This is a genomic window from Magnetospira thiophila, from assembly GCF_054657015.1.
Genome location: NZ_BAAHXF010000001.1, coordinates 1,442,364 through 1,460,936, shown reverse-complemented (window position 1 = coordinate 1,460,936; position 18,573 = coordinate 1,442,364). Strand labels below are relative to the sequence as shown.

Annotated in this window: 18 protein-coding genes; 2 read left to right on the top strand and 16 right to left on the bottom strand. The window is 59.9% G+C overall.

What is annotated here, in order from left to right; all coding sequences use genetic code 11:
* Nucleotides 1-12: 12 nt before the first annotated feature.
* The 7 genes from ACYQ1P_RS07155 to ACYQ1P_RS07125 are packed head-to-tail and all read right to left on the bottom strand — an operon-like array spanning nucleotide 13 to nucleotide 7,205.
* A complete protein-coding gene (locus tag ACYQ1P_RS07155; protein WP_460019653.1) occupies nucleotides 13-1,023 on the bottom strand; it encodes a class I SAM-dependent methyltransferase in 1,011 nt (336 codons plus the stop codon).
* Nucleotides 1,023-2,813 carry a carbamoyltransferase family protein gene (locus tag ACYQ1P_RS07150; RefSeq protein WP_460019652.1) on the bottom strand — a complete coding sequence of 597 codons (1,791 nt, stop codon included), beginning with the start codon at nucleotides 2,811-2,813 and terminating at the stop codon, nucleotides 1,023-1,025. Before ACYQ1P_RS07150 ends, ACYQ1P_RS07155 begins: the two co-directional genes overlap by 1 nt.
* A gap of 20 nt (nucleotides 2,814-2,833) precedes the next feature.
* Entirely contained in the window at nucleotides 2,834-2,986 is a 153-nt protein-coding gene (locus ACYQ1P_RS07145; RefSeq protein ID WP_460019651.1) for a DUF5989 family protein, read from the bottom strand.
* 52 nt (nucleotides 2,987-3,038) lie between these two features.
* The gene (locus ACYQ1P_RS07140; protein ID WP_460019650.1) at nucleotides 3,039-3,434 is read right to left on the bottom strand and encodes an SxtJ family membrane protein; all 396 of its coding nucleotides are present in this window, start codon (nucleotides 3,432-3,434) and stop codon (nucleotides 3,039-3,041) included.
* Entirely contained in the window at nucleotides 3,431-4,483 is a 1,053-nt protein-coding gene (locus ACYQ1P_RS07135) for a Gfo/Idh/MocA family protein (protein ID WP_460019649.1), read from the bottom strand. The genes ACYQ1P_RS07140 and ACYQ1P_RS07135 overlap by 4 nt, the downstream gene beginning before the upstream one ends.
* Nucleotides 4,480-5,589 carry a Gfo/Idh/MocA family protein gene (locus ACYQ1P_RS07130; RefSeq protein ID WP_460019648.1) on the bottom strand — a complete coding sequence of 370 codons (1,110 nt, stop codon included), beginning with the start codon at nucleotides 5,587-5,589 and terminating at the stop codon, nucleotides 4,480-4,482. Before ACYQ1P_RS07130 ends, ACYQ1P_RS07135 begins: the two co-directional genes overlap by 4 nt.
* The gene (locus ACYQ1P_RS07125) at nucleotides 5,586-7,205 is read right to left on the bottom strand and encodes a hypothetical protein (protein ID WP_460019647.1); all 1,620 of its coding nucleotides are present in this window, start codon (nucleotides 7,203-7,205) and stop codon (nucleotides 5,586-5,588) included. The genes ACYQ1P_RS07130 and ACYQ1P_RS07125 overlap by 4 nt, the downstream gene beginning before the upstream one ends.
* Before the next feature lie 72 nt (nucleotides 7,206-7,277).
* On the opposite strand from ACYQ1P_RS07125, the gene ACYQ1P_RS07120 reads away from it, so the two are divergent.
* Nucleotides 7,278-8,243, top strand: coding sequence for a class I SAM-dependent methyltransferase (locus ACYQ1P_RS07120; protein WP_460019646.1), 966 nt, complete (start codon nucleotides 7,278-7,280; stop codon nucleotides 8,241-8,243).
* On the opposite strand, the gene ACYQ1P_RS07115 is transcribed toward ACYQ1P_RS07120, so the two are convergent.
* The 9 genes from ACYQ1P_RS07115 to ACYQ1P_RS07075 form a co-directional block, all read right to left on the bottom strand.
* Complete coding sequence (locus ACYQ1P_RS07115) at nucleotides 8,227-8,883, bottom strand: class I SAM-dependent methyltransferase (RefSeq protein ID WP_460019645.1); 657 nt, start codon at nucleotides 8,881-8,883, stop codon at nucleotides 8,227-8,229. The two genes, ACYQ1P_RS07120 and ACYQ1P_RS07115, sit on opposite strands and share 17 nt — an antisense overlap.
* Complete coding sequence (locus ACYQ1P_RS07110; RefSeq protein WP_460019644.1) at nucleotides 8,880-10,685, bottom strand: hypothetical protein; 1,806 nt, start codon at nucleotides 10,683-10,685, stop codon at nucleotides 8,880-8,882. Before ACYQ1P_RS07110 ends, ACYQ1P_RS07115 begins: the two co-directional genes overlap by 4 nt.
* A gap of 15 nt (nucleotides 10,686-10,700) precedes the next feature.
* On the bottom strand, nucleotides 10,701-12,362 hold the full coding sequence (locus tag ACYQ1P_RS07105; protein ID WP_460019643.1) for a B12-binding domain-containing radical SAM protein: 1,662 nt from the start codon (nucleotides 12,360-12,362) through the stop codon (nucleotides 10,701-10,703).
* Nucleotides 12,359-13,360 carry a metallophosphoesterase gene (locus tag ACYQ1P_RS07100; RefSeq protein ID WP_460019642.1) on the bottom strand — a complete coding sequence of 334 codons (1,002 nt, stop codon included), beginning with the start codon at nucleotides 13,358-13,360 and terminating at the stop codon, nucleotides 12,359-12,361. Before ACYQ1P_RS07100 ends, ACYQ1P_RS07105 begins: the two co-directional genes overlap by 4 nt.
* 25 nt (nucleotides 13,361-13,385) lie before the next feature.
* Nucleotides 13,386-14,087: a class I SAM-dependent methyltransferase gene (locus ACYQ1P_RS07095; protein WP_460019641.1), complete on the bottom strand. Its 702-nt coding sequence runs from the start codon at nucleotides 14,085-14,087 to the stop codon at nucleotides 13,386-13,388.
* Between the two features lies 1 nt (nucleotide 14,088).
* Nucleotides 14,089-14,838: a glycosyltransferase family 2 protein gene (locus tag ACYQ1P_RS07090; RefSeq protein WP_460019640.1), complete on the bottom strand. Its 750-nt coding sequence runs from the start codon at nucleotides 14,836-14,838 to the stop codon at nucleotides 14,089-14,091.
* A 25-nt stretch (nucleotides 14,839-14,863) separates the two neighbouring features.
* Nucleotides 14,864-15,865, bottom strand: coding sequence for an NAD-dependent epimerase/dehydratase family protein (locus ACYQ1P_RS07085; protein ID WP_460019639.1), 1,002 nt, complete (start codon nucleotides 15,863-15,865; stop codon nucleotides 14,864-14,866).
* A 75-nt stretch (nucleotides 15,866-15,940) separates the two neighbouring features.
* Complete coding sequence (locus ACYQ1P_RS07080; protein WP_460019638.1) at nucleotides 15,941-16,714, bottom strand: SDR family NAD(P)-dependent oxidoreductase; 774 nt, start codon at nucleotides 16,712-16,714, stop codon at nucleotides 15,941-15,943.
* Nucleotides 16,711-17,481, bottom strand: coding sequence for a sugar phosphate isomerase/epimerase family protein (locus tag ACYQ1P_RS07075; protein ID WP_460019637.1), 771 nt, complete (start codon nucleotides 17,479-17,481; stop codon nucleotides 16,711-16,713). Before ACYQ1P_RS07075 ends, ACYQ1P_RS07080 begins: the two co-directional genes overlap by 4 nt.
* A 142-nt stretch (nucleotides 17,482-17,623) precedes the next feature.
* On the opposite strand from ACYQ1P_RS07075, the gene ACYQ1P_RS07070 reads away from it, so the two are divergent.
* Nucleotides 17,624-18,569, top strand: a protein-coding gene (locus ACYQ1P_RS07070; RefSeq protein ID WP_460018340.1) for an IS630 family transposase whose coding sequence is annotated in 2 segments (ribosomal slippage) — nucleotides 17,624-17,962 and nucleotides 17,964-18,569 — 945 coding nt in all. Because the reading frame shifts where the segments join, the coding sequence is not laid out codon by codon here.
* Nucleotides 18,570-18,573: the final 4 nt, after the last annotated feature.

The window sequence follows — 18,573 nt, the reverse complement described above, 5'->3', positions numbered from 1 at the left end:
TCCCTTCTCTGGTCAGGCTTTCTTGCGCCCAATGAGATCGAACAATGCCCCCTCGCGGGCAATGGTCCCCAGCCAGCCGATCTGAGTGATCATCCGCTGATAGGCGGTGCCGGGATCAGTCTTGTCAAACAACGAGTCGGCGGTTTCCCCGCCGGTCCCCAGGATCGCTGGCGAACAGTTTAGGAATTCCACGTTGTTTTCCCTGAACCAGCCCATGGTCTCGTCGATCGAGTGCCAGGTTTCATGCGGATTGTAATACTGATCCTTGATCCAGATGTCGGCCTTGCGTTCATCACGAATACGATTGCGCACCACATAATCTATGCGGTTGCCGAACAGCCCGATCAGCTTGGAGCGGATCCAGGTGGGCAGGCGCGCCGGGCGATTATACAGCCCGACCATGACGATACCGCCCGGTTTGACCTTCTTGACGATATGGGAGAAAGCGCGGCGGGCATCGAAAGTGTGGTGCAGCACTCCGTGGGAGATCACCACGTCGAACGCATTGTCCTTGATCGCCAGGTCGAAAATGTTCATCTGGGCGAAGCTGGACCGTTCCAACTGGTTGCGCCGCTTGTGCTCCATGGCCAGACGCAGACTGCCCAGGGACATATCGATTCCCAGCACATGGTTGTTGTTGAGTTGCAGGAACTGGCTTAACTGCCCGGTGCCGCAGCCGCATTCGAGAACCGTCTTGTTGTAGCCGATGGCCTTCAGCAACTGGGCCGAAAACGGGTTCTGGCTGCCCTTGGAGACCAGTTCGCCGAACTCCTCCAATCCCTCGTAACTGGGAAAGGGGTTCTCTTCGTAGAACGATTTGACCCGGGCCGTGACATCTTCGCCCTCACCGTCCAGGGGCACATAGAGCGAGGGAATCCCCTCGATAAACGGATAAGTCTCCCCACTGCCGACGGCGCGCAGGGCCTCACCGGACAGCTCAAGGCCATCGCCATCGCGACCGCCCGGCTGTTTCAGGCAGGCCAGGATGCGTTCGGAGAAAGCCGGGGTCGTGTCCAACACCATCACTGCCGCTCCTTCAACAACAGGGCATTGCCGACCACCAGCGCATCCATTTCTGTCGCCATGAAGCAGCGATAGGCATCGGACGGTGTACAGACGATCGGTTCGTCGCGCACATTAAAGCTGGTATTGACCAGAACGCCGCAACCGGTCTTGTCCTCGAAGGTCTTAAGCAGCCTGTGAAAGCGGGGATTTGTGTCTTCGTGGACCGTCTGAATGCGGGCCGAGTGGTCCACATGGGTGATGGCGGGAAGGTCGCTGCGGATCACGCCGAGCTTGTCCAAGCCCTGCTTGGCCTCGTCTTCTGGACTCAGGTCTCGCCACAGGTCCCGTTTGACCTGATCGACGAGCAGCATATAGGGGCTGTCTCCTTGATGATCGAAGTAGTCGCCGACCCGTTCGCGCAGCACCGCCGGCGCAAAGGGGCGAAAGCTTTCCCGGTACTTGATCTTCAGGTTCAAGATCTTCTGCATGGCAGAAGAGCGCGGATCGCCAATGATCGAGCGGCAGCCGAGCGCCCGTGGCCCGAATTCCATGCGGCCCTGGAACCAGCCGACGACCTTTTCCTGCGCCAGCAGGTCCGCTACCCGGTCAAACAAGGCGTCATCGGGCAGATCTTCGTAAACAGCCGCATAGCCGTCCAGGGCGGCCTGGATCTCCCGGCGCTCGAAGGACGGACCCAGATAGGCCCCTTTCATGCGGTCGCGTTCCCCGCCACCCAACGCCGGGCGCGGGGCATTGCTCATACAGTGCACCACGCTCAGGGCCGCCCCGAGAGCTCCCCCCGCATCGCCGGAAGCGGGCTGAATCCACATATTATCGAACGGGCTCTCGCGCAGAATGCGCCCGTTGGCCACGCAATTGAGTGCCACGCCGCCACACATTACGAGATTCTGTTGTCCGGTCCGTTCGTGCAGGCTTTTGACCAATTTGAGGATGATTTCCTCAACCACCACTTGTACCGAGCGCGCCAAGTCCATGTCCATCTGGGTCAACGGATCGGCGGTCTGTCGCGGTGGGCGACCGAACAGGTCATGGAACCGGGCGTTGGTCATGGTCAGGCCGGTACCATAATTGAAATAGGACATATCCAGACGGAACGAACCGTCTTCCTTGACGTCAATCAGGTGATCGGTGATTTGCTGAACGTATTTGGGTTCACCATAGGGGGCCAGCCCCATCACCTTGTATTCCCCATCGTTGACCTTGAAACCGAGGTAGTAGGTGAAGGCGGAATAAAGCATTCCCAGGGAATGGGGAAACCGGATTTCCTCAAGCAACGTCAATTCCGTGCCCTTGCCGACACCGATGGTCGTGGTCGCCCATTCACCCACTCCATCCATGACCAGCACCGCCGCCTCGTCGAACGGCGACGGATAGAAGGCGCTGGCGGCATGGGAGTGATGGTGGAAATTGAACAGAATCTGGCTTTCCTTGATGTTCCCCCGATCAAGCCGATTCAATTCCTTGTGCAACAGCCCTTTCTGGAAAATCTTTTCCTTCACCCAGACCGGGATGGCCTTGATGAACGAGGGCAGTCCCCGGGGCGCGTAGGCCAAGTAGGTTTCGAGCAGCCGGTTGAAGGTCAGCAGCGGCTTGTCGTAGAAGCAAACATAGTCCACCTGATCCAGGGTTATGCCCGCCTCGTCCAGGCAATAGGCCACAGCCCGACCCGGGAATCCCTGATCGTGTTTCTGACGGGTGAAGCGTTCTTCCTGAGCCGCCGCCACAATGTCGCCGTCGCGCACCAGAGCGGCGGCGCTGTCATGGTAAAAGGCGGATATGCCAAGCACGTACAAGGACCGTATCCCGCTTAGAAAATGGCGTAAATGAAGGGCGACAGAGCGGTACTCTGGGCGGCGATCAAAAGGCCGCCGAGCAATAGCAGGCCGATGACCAACGGAGCCATCCAGAACTTACGATAGACCTTCATGAATTTGAAAAGCTGACCAAGAAGAGAGAGCATGAAATATGACCATCACAGTGGGAAAAGGGAACCGGGAGCTTCCAATAGCCCCTCAGAACAGGTCGTGCAAGGTCTCGGCATCGGTTTTACGGGTGACCGGCGTCCAGTAACTGGTGTCCTCCGACATGAAAGAGCGCCGCAAAGGGTCCCAGCCAAATAGGCGCATCAGACCACCAAGCGGCACCATGAACAGCCCATAGAACAGACCGAGTAGCAGATGATTGTTGAACCCACCCAACCGATGGGCGAACCCAGCCCAGAGTCGATTAAGCGGCAGCAAGCTGATTGGCAGCAACAACGCCAAAATGAAAAACACACCAGCGCAGACCAAGGCCCAGACGGCCAGCACGTCGAAAAAATACCAGGCTACCCCAGCAATGATCAGGAAGACGGCGACAAAAGTCAGCCCGAAGGCACGGTCGCTTTGACTTATGGGCGCGGCACTCATGACTCATCTCCTGAAACGCTAAGGCCCCACTTTGCCCTCCAAACCGGATCGGCGCAATATATGCCAAAGACCAGCTGCATGGTTTTCAGGGCCTCGTCCGATGATCCATTGGTGATCGGACGGTTTTCCGTAATGGCAGCAGCGAATTCCGCCACTTCGTCGGACCACGAGGGATCTTGATTGTAGCGGACAGTCTCTTCGCGCGGGTCGCCCCGGTCGTCGTCGCCAACCCGAGCCACGGTCAGGGTCTCGGCCCCGTAGCTCTTGGAGCCCGACAGAATGCCCGACAGGGTCACCGAACCTTTGGCCAGGGTGATTTCCAGATTGAACCGGTGCCGCCATTGGGTGGCCGAGGAATGGATCATGGCAACGATGCCGTCGGCGGTACGCATCAGGGCATAGGCGTTGTCTTCCACGTCATGGCCCCAGAAGTCGTTGCCGATGACACTGTAGATCTGGGTAAATTCGCCAGCGAACAGGCGCAGCAGGTCGACCATGTGAATACCCTGATCGAGCAACACGCCACCTCCGGCCAACTCCCGCCGAGTGCGCCAGGAGGTCTGGTTGAAGGTGATCAATTGTGATTTGCCATAGATGCCGCGCAGGTTGATGACCCGCCCCAACTCGCCGGATTGCACCAGCTTCAGAGCATCACGCACCGAGTCATGGTAACGGTGATTGAAGCCGTATTGCAGCCTCAGTCCAGGATGCTTTTTTTCCACCGCGATGACCCGAGCGATGTCGGCCACGTCACGCCCCGGCGGCTTCTCACAGAACACATGCAGACCGCGCTCCAAGCCGCCGATGGTGGCCGCTGGATTGACATCGTTGGACAGGCAGACAAACAGGATATCGAGCTCCGGCTCGGCCTCCAACATCCGTTCGAAGGTTGTGTAGTGGCGCACCCCGTCGTCAAAGGCACCCTCGCCCGGCAGGGTCTGGTCGCAGACGGCAATGGTCCGCATGTTCGGGCGGGCGTCGATGACCTCCCGCCGCCGCTGCCCGACAATGCCGTATCCGGCGATGCCCACGTTCATTCTGCCGCTCACGGTGCCGCTGTCCTGTAGAGGTCTGATACCGCGTCGTTGGCGCGGCCCAGGCGCGGCGATTCATCCGGCCCACCGACGCCCACCCAGCCGCCCGCCTCGTCGGAACGGTAGAAGGCGTTGAGCAGTTCCAGGGTGCTCCGACAATCGTGCCGGTCCACCGGATAGGGTTTTTCGCCGCGCAGATCAGCAACGATGTCGCGATACATTTCCGTATGGCCGTAGCCGTAGACTGCCCCATGGCCCTTGATGCCGACGAAATCTTCCGAGTGGGCGGCGCAGGCCTCGGGATCGGGAGTAAAGATCTGCAATTCGTTGACCGCAATGCCGCCGATCTGGGCCAGCCCCTCGGAGCCGACGATGGACAGCGAGGCCTCGAAATCGTCCGGGCGGGCGGCGGTGGTCACTTCCAGGCTGCCGATGGCCCCGGATTTGTAGTCGAGGGTAGCGACCAGAGCATCCTCCACCTCGATATCGGCCCCCAGGGTGCGCATAGTAGCGTTGATGCGTGCCACTTCGCCGCCCAGATGGCGCAGCAGGTCCACATGATGGATGCCCTGGTTGGTGAGACAACCGCCGTCATGGGAGAAGGTGCCGCGCCAGGGGGCCAAATCATAATATCGCTGCGGTCGGCACCAACGCACCCGCACCGAGACCAGCCGGATGTCGCCCAGTTCCCCCGCCTGCAAAGCCGAGCGTACCCTGGACACTGCCTTGTTGTAGCGGTTCTGGAAGACCGGGAAGATTTTGGCTCCCAGGGCATCGGCCTGTTGATAGGCGGCGGTCATCTGCGACGGACGCATGAACGTCGGTTTCTCGACGATCAAATGCTTGCCGTAACGGTTCAACACGTCGCGGGCATGTTCGTCATGCATCCCCGACGGGGTGATAACGGCCACCAGATCAATCCCTGGAATTTCTGTCAGCATTTGGTGATAGTCGATGAAATGGGGCACGCCGTATTGTTCGGCGTAGGCCCGGGCCTTGTCTTCCACCAGATCGCAGACAGCGGCCAGTTCGACCCCCGCAACGGCGGCGACAGACTGGCAATGGTGACCGGCGATGCGACCGCAGCCGATCAGCGCCACTTTCAAATTGTTTGGGCTCATGGGGTCGGTTTCTTTGGTGTCAAATCGGTGGCTGAGTGCATATCACCGATCAGCAGTCGGTGCCAGAAGGAAGTGTCTGGATCGGCCAGCACATCGTCCCACCGGGCACGCGGCGGTGTCAGTTTTTCCTTGAATCGCGCCACTACCGTCTCGACGGTCGCCGTCGGCACCGACAATCCGGTCGGCAGCACATTGATCGCCACTTGGTCGGGCAGTTGCAGGCGCACCGCTGGAAAGCCCATCAGCACCGCCTCCAACCCGGAAGCTCCGGTGCTGAACAGCACCGCCGCAAGCCCGTCCTGCGCGGCCAGGGGGTCTCCGGTGCGCTGCAATTCTTCTTGTTCCTCGAAGGCCAACGGATACATGGGATGCTCTTTGACCCGCACCCGCCAACCGGCCTCGGCCAGCCGCCGTCCCGCTGCCACCTGCTGTTCCGCCACTGCCGGAATGGCCGACAAGGGGACGAATACCGGCCCGCGCGGATTGACCGTCGCCGTGCCGTAGCGAGGCAGACGCAACGAGCCGCCAATCACCAGCCGATCCTGGGGAATCCCCCAGGCGGCCATTTCATCCCGGTAGGCCGGGCCATCGGCGATCACCAGATCCGGCAGACTGATCCCGGCATCCCAGTTGGTGGCGCTGCTGTAATTGAATTGATGTGGGCCGATCACCGTATGCTGATAGCCATAGGTCGCCACTCCCGCCGGGCGGGCGGCGCGGCACAGGTTGCGCTCCCAACCATGGTTTTCCCACGGCCAGACCACCCGCTTGGGGCGAGCCTGGGCCAGCCATCGCCGCTGACAATGCATCTGCCATCGATTCATGGCCGGGCCGCCGCCGCTGTTCTCCTTGTGCGCCGCCCGCCGCACCAGTTCTGCCAACGGCCCGTCGATTACCGGTCTCCAGCGCACGAAGGGCAGGGTCAGAGCGAACCACGGGCTGCCCCAGCCATGCAAACTGACCGTCCGCCCATCGGCACCCAACTCCCGGGCCCGTGGTACCGGACAATCCGTATGCAGCGCCCGACCAATATGCGGGAAGCGGATCATCAGATCGGCGAAATAGGCGTCATGACCCGCCGCGTCGCTTTGTGGATGACCATAGACCAACAGCACCGCCTGTCCCTGCTGGGATGGAGCGGGCAGGCGAACAGCGGCCAGAGCGACCCGCAGCGCCACTCGGGTACGGGCCGCGAGACCCCGGAAACGTCCCTTGAGCAACAGCCATAAACGGGACGGAACGCGACCGGCCGTCACCCCCTCCAAGGTCCGAAGATACCGAAACAGCCAGGGATCGTCACAGACCACTAGCACGCGGGCCTGTTCCCGAACCAATTCCAAAACCAGCCGCCCCCAGGCCAGCATGATGCCGAAATCACATCCGAAACTGCCCGCCGTCGGCATATGGGCGATGTCGGCGGAGGGTTGTCGTCCCAACTCATGGCCCAACTGCCACCAAGTCTCGCGCTCGGCCTCAAAGGCCCGCTCCAGCCGATCCGCGAGATCCGGCAGGCGGCGCGACACCACAAGATCACAGGCCGTGCCGGTGACGGCCAGCCAATGGTCCCACGCGCCCTCCATCGGCATTTCCTTCGATTGGCGGAGCAGAACAGTCATCTCGTGAGTTCACATGCGGTTGCGGGTGTGGCAAGGTGCGCGCCGACCCAATGTAATCGGAGTGGCCCGCCCTTGTCCCCGTCCAATGAAGATTTTATCGCCCAAGTGACCGCCCTCGTCGCGGAAACGGAACAGACGCCGTTGTTGGTTGACCGGCGTGCAGATGGCTTGAGCGGCCTGTCTGGACTGAAAAGTGTCGGTCTGCTGCAACGGCTGGCGCGCCGGTTTGAAGACGACCCCACCGCCTGTTACCTGGAAATCGGTGTTTTTCAGGGCCTGACCCTGGTCTCTTCCGCCCTTGCCGCGCCGGGATTTCCCTGTTACGGCATCGACAATTTCGCCACTCTGGACCCAGAAGAGGTCAATCTTTCCATCGTCCGCGAGCGCATGGCCCGTTTCGAAGTGACCAACGCCCACCTGATCAACGAGGATTTCGAGATCGCCTTGGAAACCCTCGGCGACCGGTTGGACGGGCGGCGGGTTGCCGTCTATTTCATTGACGGACCGCACGATTACCGCAGTCAGCTCATCTGCCTGCTGCTGATCAAGCCGTTCCTGCATGAAAACGCGGTGATCGTCATCGACGACGCCAACTATCCGGACGTGCGCTGGTCGACTCGGGATTTTCTGCTCGGTCACCCGGAGTTCAAGCTGTTGTTCGAGGCCTACAGCCCGGCCCATCCGGCCAACATGACGCAGGAGCAAAAATCTATCCACGAAGCAGGCTGGTTGGACGGGGCGCAGGTGCTGGTCCGTGACCCGGAGGGCCTGCTGTCCGACCTGTTGCCGCCAATCAATCCGCACGAACGGACCTTCTACCTCAACGACTGGCTGACCCATCGCAAACGGCTGATCGAACTGGCCCCGGAAGCCCTGGATCTGGCAGATGCGGTTTGTAGCGGGGCCGACGAAACGGACGCTCGGCAGAGCTTACGAGAGCGGCACCAACAATTGAAAGAGCAGTTCAAAGGCCGTCACTCGGACCGCAACCTTTTCAGCGCCGGATTGACCGAGGGACGCCTCAACCGGCCCGCCTGAACAGGGCCAGTTCGTGGCCGTACCACCACATGTTAATGGCCTGGAATTCGAGCTGCTCGAATCCCAGTGCCACCATCAGGGTCTGGATCTCCGCCATATCCGGGATATGGATCCATTGCCGCGCGATGACCAGATCGTGGAGGATGCTGGCCGTCGCCCGCCAGCGGGGCCGCCGCCCGACGTCTTTGTACAGGAACAGTCCGCCCGGCCGCACTTTGGCCGCCGCCTGACGAAGAACCTCCGTCTGATCGCCCGGCGGCACATGGTGAAGCAGGTCGACAAAGGACACCACGTCGTATTCCCCCTCCGGCCAGGCCTCCTGGGCCGAGCGGCATTCGAAGGTCAGACGGTCCCCCCGGGGATGCACCGCTTTCATATGAAGGGCCACGTCGATGGCCATCGGCGACATATCGACCCCGTGACCCGCGCCAATCCGGTCCGCATGGGCAAGCAGGGCGAGGAACAACCCACTGCCGCAGCCCACGTCGAGCACCCGTGCCCCGGCAGGAATCATGTCGATCATCTGGCCGAAGGGACAGATCAAGGGGCGGTAGCCCTGAATCAGACGCAACAACAGCGATCCCCGGGCATACAGAGGTCGCGCCACGTGCGCCAAGGCGGCGGGAGACAGGTCGGTCATTTCCCCTCGGAGATTTGGTCGCGCATACGCAGCACGGTGAATGCCCCAACCTCGGCCACCGGTGCATAGGGAAAAGCCGGATCGTTCATATGCTCGACCACGGATGCCGGTGCCAGGATATAATCAGGCGTCGGCTCCAAGCGGGCAATCTGACCGGCGATATCCATGGGCGACATTTGAAACCAGGAATCCATGAGGGTGCGGGCAATAGCGCGCTGCTCCTCGGCGAACAGAAAATGCTTCAGATTGAGGCCATGAGACAGCATCATCGGCTGCGGTGTGGCGCGTCCACCCCGCGAGATGATGGCGCGGCGTATCATCAAAGACTGAGACGAGGGGTCCGTCGCGAATTCAATGGGCAGCACAACCGCCTGCTTCGGGGTGTTGTGACGAATCCATTTCGACGCCTCGACCCAAGGGGCGCTTGACGAACTGCCGTGAATGCCTGTCTTGAATTGATACTCCCAGTCTGGCCATTTCTGCCAGCTCGATACCCCCATCGCCACGCCCATCGCCAGAAACATCGCGACACCGAACAAAGAACGGAAATCATCCGCAACCCTTTCCTGCACCGACAGCCCGGCGGATCGTTTCCAATAAACATGGCCGAGCAACGAGAGGATCAGCCCCCCACCTAGCAATCCTGACCACAGGTCCAGATTTCCTGGTCCGGCCACCACCAGAACGAACAAAACCAGCCCACTGACCCCCGCGCGCAGGAGACTCGGACCGTCCCGCAGCCAGTTGAGCATCAATACCGTCACGCCGACATAGGCCAATACCTGCGGAAACTGCATCTGGCGGGTAATGGGAAACAACAGAAGCTGCGGATAACGCCATGCCTCTGGGGCAAACTGGACATACAGCCCCATGAGAACCCAGGCCACGAAGGCGACCGTCAAAATGACGCGGGCAGCCGCCAGGGCGGGAGTCTTTTCGGTCGGCCAGAACAGGACAATACCTATGATGCCGGAAAATATCATCACGCCCGAGGCCACAAAAGCCGTGCCCATGTAGCGGTCATCGAACGGCAGGACCATGCCCTCATACCAGTGATAGACCAGTAGTTCCCAGATATGCAGGCGGTCGGCCTCCGGAACGGCCAGATGGAAACCAAAGAGATAGACGGCGGCAACCATCCCCAGGGCCAACAAAGCTAGGGAAATCGTACGTTCCCTCCCGTTGCGGGTCAGCCCCACCGCAGCCAGACTCATACCCAGCGCATAGGGGGCCACCTGTGGCGAGACGGCGCCCAGCAACGCTCCGATCACCAGGATCACAGCCAGACTCTTTTCCCGGATGACCGCCCAGAACAGCCAGAGTCCGATCGGAAACACCACCGCCGAATGGTGAAAATCCGGCTGATGGGCGAAGTTCACCGCATTTTCCATGATCATGTGATCGCGCAGGAACATGAGCTGCACGATCACCCGTCCCCAGGCACCGCGCAGTCCAAAGGCCACTGCGATCCGATCCGCTGCGAAAAAGGACGCCGCCACGACGAGGATGTAAAAAGGCGCGGTAAACCGATCATCGAGCCACAGTTCCCCGAAAATCTTCGGCAGCAGATAATAGAGTGTCAACTTGTAAGGGGAACTGGTCGACGACAGGGCGTTGCCGACAATCGGGTCCTGAGTCATCAGGTCCGGATACAGGGACTTCAGGACAAAGCCCGCGTAATAGGCGTTTCCCTCGACCCCCGGAAAATACTTGATGCTGAGCAAGGCCGCGCAAAGCATACCGAGCAGCATCACCAAACGATTGGTGCGTGTGTCATCCGTCCGGTCCTGAAACTGTCTCATGCCGTTGAACTCGGTCTATTTCGCGGCGACGCGCTTTTTGCGGGCGAAGATGTCGAACAAGCGCTGCTCCAGCACATTGGATGGCCGAAAGGGATTTTTCCCGGTCATGCTTCGCACCACGCGCCAAATGCGCCTGGGGTGACGCAGATAGGCCAGCGAATAGAATGACATCAATATCAGGATACGCAGCCAGGCCAGGGTGCGACCGCTGGCATTCTCGCAGTAGGAAATGGATTTGGTCAGGTCGAAATAGACCAGCAGCGAGGCGAAGTAGTCATCGCTGGGCGGCGGCAGTTTGCCTTCTGCCAGCAACTGGGCATACAGCTCCGAGCCGGGATAGGGGGAGAAAATGGCGATGTTGCAATCGTCCGCGCCCATCCAGGCCATTTTGATCCCGAAGCCGACGGTCTTGAAAATGTCAGACAGCTTTTCGCCGGGGAATCCCATCACCAGATTGATCTTGACCGTATGACCGACGCTTTTGGCGATGCGGATGCTTTCGACGATATGCGGCAGTTTCAGCTTTTTCTTGATCAACTCCAAAGTCCGCTGGGAACCGCTTTCCGGCGCATAGGTGATCAATCGGCAGCCGGTATCCCATAGCGCCTGCAAGGTGTCCTGGTCGAGCGCCTCGGAACGGGTCCCGGACGGCAACTGCCAGGTTATCTTCAGCTTGCGGCGCTTGAGTTCGTCACAGAATTCAAGCGTCCAGTCTTTTTTGACGATCGCGGTCAGGTCGAAGAAATCAATGGAATCCACATGGTAGGTCGAGACCAGTTCCTCGATTTCCGCCGCCACGTCTTTTGCATCGCGCATCTTGTAACGGGTGGTCCACATGACCGGATTGGAGCAGAAGGTGCATTGATAGGGGCAGCCACGGGTCGCCAGAATGGGGATGTGGCGTCCCATGTTGATGCCCATGGCCCAGTTGGGCTGAAAATAGTTTTCCACCTGACACAGGTCCCAGGCCGGGCGCGGCAGGTCGTCCAGATGGGTAATGCGGTCACTGTAGCCGTTGCTGACATAAGCTCCGTTTTCGTTGAGATAGGAAATCCCGGGCGACTCTTTGGCGGCCAGCCCATGGAACAGCCGGTAGACCAATTCCAGGAAAGTCAGTTCCCCCTCGCCGGTGACCACAAAGTCGATGGCCGGGCAATCGCGCAGCGTATATTCGGGAAAAGCCGTCGGATGCTCCCCACCGGCCACGATGACCACATCGGGAAAGCGCTCCCGCAGTGCCAGGATGAAATCCCGTTGCGGCGGCCACTCCTGCGAAAACATCAACGAGACGCCAACCACCAGGGTGTCCGGCGCAATCCGGTCGATCAGCGCCTCGGTGCCCAGACCCTGAAGATTGTACCGTTCACATTCCGAAAGACGGAGATTGAAGATATCCTCCCCTTGCGCATCGACGATACCGACGCCGTATCCGGCCTTGCGCAGCACCGATGCCAGATAAGCCAGCCCAAGCGGCGGCAGAATGGCGGCGCTGTAGGTGGTGGCCGACAGCACCGAGAACGGGCGCACGATCTGAATCCCGCGGGTCTCACCGACCGGGGCGGCATACTGCCCGTACAAATCGGCAATCTGCCGATCATCGGTCTTTCGGACAATGCGGGCGGGACGGGCCTTGCGCACGGGCGCGGCAGGTTCCGGGGTGTTTTCCAACATACTCATGGCCTTCCATCCGCCACCGGGAGAGGGTGTTGTCTCAGAGTCAAAAGAGCCACCTCACCGGGCTTGAAAAAACGATAGGGCATAATCGAAGCCCCGGCACCGACATTGGTATAGCCGGTCATTTGTGCGTGAACCCATAGCCCTTCCCCGAATTCCCGATGCACCTGCAAATCTAGATACAGGGGGCGACCGCCGGGGAAACAGACCTGCCCGCCATGGGTATGTCCGGCCAGATACAAGCCATATCCATTGCGGGCTGCGGCGTCCGCCAGATCGGCGGAATGGCTCATCGCGATCCGACATCCTTCAGGTGCCCGATCAAACGCCTGGGGCTGTCGATCCGTGTAGTAATAACTCGGGTCGTCGGTCCCGGTAAAGACCAACCGGGCGTCCCCGCGCTCCAGGGTCACCGATTCATTGACCAGGACCCGGTATCCCAGCCCCTCCAGGACCGCCACGGACCGCCAGCCGTCATGATTGCCGAGCACCGCCAGCACGCCGTCGGCAATCGATACGTTGCCGAGGATTTTGCGCAGCGCCGGGGCCATGGAAGCGGGGTCGTCGTGAAAATCGTCGATGAAGTCGCCGGTATAGACCACCGCATCGGTCTCAATATCCTTCAGAAGGCTGGCCAGGCTGTCTTCAAGCCCCGTAACGCCACCCAAATGCAGATCGCTCAGATGCAGCAGCCGATAGCCTTCGAAGGCGGCGGGTAGACCGTAGACCGGCACATCGAAAAACCGGAAATTCAATCGCTTGGCCCGGCGAATCAGATGGCTATGCAGGCCATTCCAGTGCAGCGGCGGCGACCCCAGGTTGGCCCAGCCGAAAACCCTTCGCTTGAAGGCCATGAACTTTGCGGCGCGCGGACCGGAAATGGAACGCAGGGCTCCGCTACGCTCGATTTCCGCCCGCTGGAGCTGCCAAGACGCACGGTCTTCGCCGAAACCCGGTGCCGGACGGAACCTGTTATTCTTCAAGGGTCGCTGAAAGTTCATCTGCACCGCACCGCCTGCCCATTTGCTATATGGGGCGCGAAGCGTCGGAAGCAAGCGCCACCGGACGGGCCACCACAAAGGACTGTTGGCCCATGAGAAACTGCACCGGCGGCAGGGCCAGGTACAGACGGACCATCCAGGGTGCCCGGGGAATCGACGACTTGGAGGTATAGGGCAGGAAACGGCGCTTGAGGTATTCGACCTCGAACCCGCTGAGTTCCAGGGCTTCGACCAACGACTTGTCGGTCAGGATGGTCTTGTGATCAATGAAATCAAAATAGGCCGCCCCGACCAGAGCGAAATTCGGTTGCAGGATCATCACCCGGCCCCCGGGCTTCAGCAGCCGCCGGGTTTCCCGCAGATACTCAAGCACCGCCTCGCCACTGGGCAGATGTTCCAGCAGGTTGCTCATGAACACCACGTCGAACGGACCGGCCTCCTGACAGGCCTCCAGGCTCTGCGCATGGATGAAGGCCACCCCTGGGTCACAGCGCGAACCGGTGGTCGGGTCCGCATCCATGGCGACCCGGCGCGCGGCCTTGACCTGATTGATGAAATTGCACAGTCCTGCCCCGACATCGAGCACCGCGTCGGTCGGCTTTACCCAGCGCTGAAAGAAATGATCGACCAGCACCCGCCATACGGCCCGCATGGCCACCCGATCTTCGGCGTCGAAGCGATTCTGGTAGATCTGGTCCAAGGCCAGAGGCGCGGGATTTTCAGCCATGTCAGACGGTTCCGGTCATCCGCCGCCACAGAAACAGGGGCCACATGCGGGCGATCAGCCAGGCCATGGCCGAACCGGTCTTGATGGTGCCCCAGAGACTGCCGGTGATTTTCGATTCCCCCACCCGGCCCCGGTAACTAAGCGGGACCTCGATGAAGTGGAGCTGCTTGATACGGGCCGCGATGACCATGTTGGGCAAAAAATGAGACTTGCCGACGAACAGCTCGGGCTGGATCTTGTCGGCGGCGGCGCGATGCAGAAGCCGAAACGTGCAGCCGCAATCGGACAGCGACGGCGCGCCGTAAAGCACTTCCATGAATTTGGCCACCGCATAATTGCCCAGGCGCATGAACCACTTCATGTTGGCCTCGCTCCAGATCATGCCGGGATAGGTCCGGGTGCCGAATACCATCTCGAAATCATCGGCATAGGCCAGCAGTTTGAGGATATCATGGGCCACGAAGGTGCCGTCGGGCTCGCACAGCACAATGATATCCGAGGCCGCCTCTTTCAACCCCCGCTGCATGGCGTTGCCATAGCCCTGCCTGGGTTCCGAGACCACCCGCGCCCCCGCCTTCAGCGCCAGTTCCTCGGTGCGATCCTTGGAGTTGTTGTTGACCACCAGGATCTCGTCCACCACCTTGGAGCCGGTGAAGAAGGACACTGCCTGGAACTCGGCAATGGCCGCCTCGATGTTCGGCTCCTCGTTGTAAGCCGGGAATACGACACTGACGGTCTTGCCGTTCCACATGATCCTGGCTCCAACCCGGTTGTGTTCAGAAAAGCCGCTCAGACCAGGTCTTGGGCGTGATCTCGTTCACGATTTCCAAATCCAGGTGATAGAGGAACGGCAACGGACCGCGCTTTTTAATGTAGTCGATCATGTCCTGCAAACCATCGCGCAGCGAAACCGAGGTCTGATAGCCAAGCAGTTCGCGCGCCTTGTCCGAAGAACAGGTGGCCATTTTCACTTCCTGCGGCCGATCCGGCATGAATACCGGATTCAGATTGAAGCCCAGCAGGTTGGAAATCATTTCGGCCAGTTCAATGATTTCCACGAACTCTTCGTCCGGGCCGATGTTGATCACTTCGCCCACCACGTTTTCCTGGAAAGCCATTTGCTTGAGACAATATATACAGTCGTCGACAAAGGAGAAACAGCGCTTCTGCTTGCCGTCTCCGTAGACAATCGGCTGTCGCCCCTGCAGCATCAGATTGATCATGATCGAGGCGACGTTGCGATAGGGGTCGTCGTATTTCTGCCGCGATCCGATGATGTTGTGCGGTACGGCAATGACATATTCCACACCATGCACCTGGCACAGGTTTTTGAGAATTTCCTCGGCCGCCACCTTGCCGATTCCATAAGGGTCCTGCGGGCGGGTTTCGTAGGTCTCGCGGAAAGGCACCTGATTTTCGCCGTAGCGCGCCATGGAAGAGCAATAGACGATCCGCTTGACCTTGTTCTGGATCGCCGCCGTGAATAGGGACACCGACGCACCGACAATATTCTGCGTCACCAGATTGGGCGAAAACACCGACAACCCCTCATAGGCCGTGGCCGCGCAGTGATAAACCACATCGCAGCCCTGAGTCAGGCGCAGCATGGTCTCGAACTGATTGCAGTCGACTTGATGAAAGCTGCATTTGTCCGGGACGTTATGGAGTTCGCCGCCGATCATGTTGTCGCAGCCCACCACTTCGTGGCCTTCAGCAATAAAGGTGTCCGCCAAATGGCTGCCAAGAAACCCGGCGACGCCGGAAACAAAGATTTTCATGAATGTCTTTCCTCGAGGAGTGTAACTTTTTAAGTGCGATCCCTGGGGGTCATTGGTCTGCAAACGGCATGTTTTCTACAACCAGTCGCCGCCCGTCAACGGAAACATTTGCCCGGTGATGAAGGAGCCCCATCCAGACAGCAGGTAAATCATCAATGCCGCCGCCTCCTGAGGGTCTCCCCCCCGCTTCAGCGGCACCAAATCGGCGCGCTCCGTCATCTCCTGTTCGGTCTTTTCATGCCAACGCTGATGAAAGCCGCTCTTGATGTAGCCGAGACGGACTCCGTTGACCAGGATGTTATGGGCTGCCCCCTCGCGGGCCAACCCCTGGACCAGGCATTCCGTGCCCCTTTTGGCGACCGCGTAGGGAAAGGACATGGCCGATCCCCCATGCAAGGCGGACTCTGTTCCATTGAGCAGAATACGGCCGCCGCTGCCCTGAGCGGTCATGCGTTGCAGGGCGGCGCGAGCCAGATAGAACGGCTGATTGAGATTAACCGCCATGTCCCGTTCCCAGTCCGCTTCCGGCATGTCTTTCCAGTGGCCGGAAAAATGGATGCCGCCGGATAGCACGACCAGGGCATCCATGCCGCCCGCTTTGTCGACGAAGGTATCAATGACCCGTTCACAGTCGGCGCAACTGTTGAAGGACTGGCGGAGCTGGATCAGACGGTCGGAGGTTTCGACACGCGGCTTTTTGGTTGCGCCATGCACCCCGATGACGCAATCGGAGCCCTCAAGCAGCATTTGGGTCAGCGCCGTCCCCAGGCCGCCGCTGGCCCCGATGATGAGAATACGCGAGCCCTTGGAGACTGCGGGAACCCAATCAGGTTTTTCGAAACGGTTCATGGATAACAGTCCTTCACGTGACCGATGCTGCGCGCCAAAATTTCAAGAGGATCTTTATCGGGGAGCATCCGCTGTTCGATGGATACCCAGTCGTCATAGCCGATACCTTGCAGCAATTGCCCGAGCCGGGCATGGGGCACCGCACCACCCTCGCCAAGAATCCCCAGTCCCTGTTCGTTGGCGTGATAATGCACCAGATAGGGTGCCGCAGCGACGAACGTCGCTTCATTTATTTCATCGTTTTCCATCAATGCTTTGGCATCCAGTTGCACCCTCAAAGACGGATGATTGACGGTCTCGACGATCCGAATGGACTCATGCACTGAATTAACAAAATCCGAATCCTTCGGGCCCAACGGCTCAAAGCAAAATACCGTGCCGTGATCGTCGATCCGGGCACATAGCTCGCCCATGAAGGCGATGGCCTCATCGAAGGCATCTGCCAGGGATACATCGCCACGCCGCCGCCCGCCGCCCCAGATCAGGGTTTTCCCGCCTAAGTCCCGGCAGACAGCAGACAGATGGGTGAAGAAATCCAGAGTGTGGGACCGGGTTTCGGCATCTTTGAACAGCCCCAGATCCGGATGATCGAAAATAAGGGAATGAAGACCGACCATCCGCAACCCCGCCGCTTCAACCTGCTGTCGATAAGCGCTCACCTGCGACGCGGCGAGGCCCTGCCAAGTGTCCGCCCAGATCCGCGAGGGAGCCACTTCCAGCCCACGCACGCCAAGCTCAGACACGCGCGCCAGTTCGGCGACAGGCACGCCCGGCGGCAAAGAGATGTTGGAAACGGCTATGTGCATATTTGAACCTAGAGCGGGATGAAGCCGGAGTGAATCGAAAGGGGATTCCCAAAGTCTCGCAATTCTGATTCAACATACTGGCTGGAAAAGGAGGCCAGTATGGATGACGAAACCCTATTCGAACGATCTCCGCGAGCGTGTGGTCGCCGCCGTTGAGGAAGGCGGCCTCTCTCGGCACCAGGCCGCGGCGCGGTTTGCCGTTGGTGTCAGTTCGGTCATCCGCTGGGTGACCCGTTTCCGCGAGACGGGCAGTGTTGCGCCCGACAAGATGGGAGGGAACCGGCCGAAGACAATCCGAGGAGAACACCGTGATTGGCTTATCCAGCGGTGCAAGGAGAAGGACTTCACGTTGCGTGGGTTGGTGGCGGAACTGGCCGAGCGCAAGGTGATGGTCGACTACCGCAGCGTCTGGGAATTCGTGCATGCCGAAAAACTGAGTTTCAAAAAAAAGCGTCCTTCCCAGGGAACAGGATCGGCCCGACGTGGCGCGTAAGCGTGAACAGTGGAAGGCGTATCAGGACCGGGTGGCCATTGATCGCCTAGTCTTCATCGACGAAACCTGGACCAAGACCAACATGGCGCCGCTCCGGGGATGGGCGCCGGTCGGCCAAAGGCTCGACGCCAAGGTGCCGTATGGCCACTGGAAAACCATGACCTTCCTCGCCGCGCTCCGCCACGACCGCATTGAGGCGCCCTGGGTTCTCGACGGGCCGATCAATGGCGAACGCTTCCGGGTCTATGTCGAGAAGGTGCTCATCCCCACCCTCAAGCCCGGCGATATCGTGGTCATGGACAATCTCGGCAGCCACAAGGGCGAAGCCATCCGCCGCCTCATCCGAGGCGCGGGTGCCAAGCTGTTCTTCCTGCCGAAATACTCCCCCGACCTGAACCCCATCGAGCAGGTCTTTGCCAAACTCAAGCATCTGCTGCGCAAGGAGGCCGCGCGCACCGTCGATGCGCTCTGCGAGGCCATCGGAAGGCTACTCGATGCCTTCCCGCCGCAGGAATGCGCCAACCTCGTCAGAAACGCCGGATATGGACCAACCTAAATTC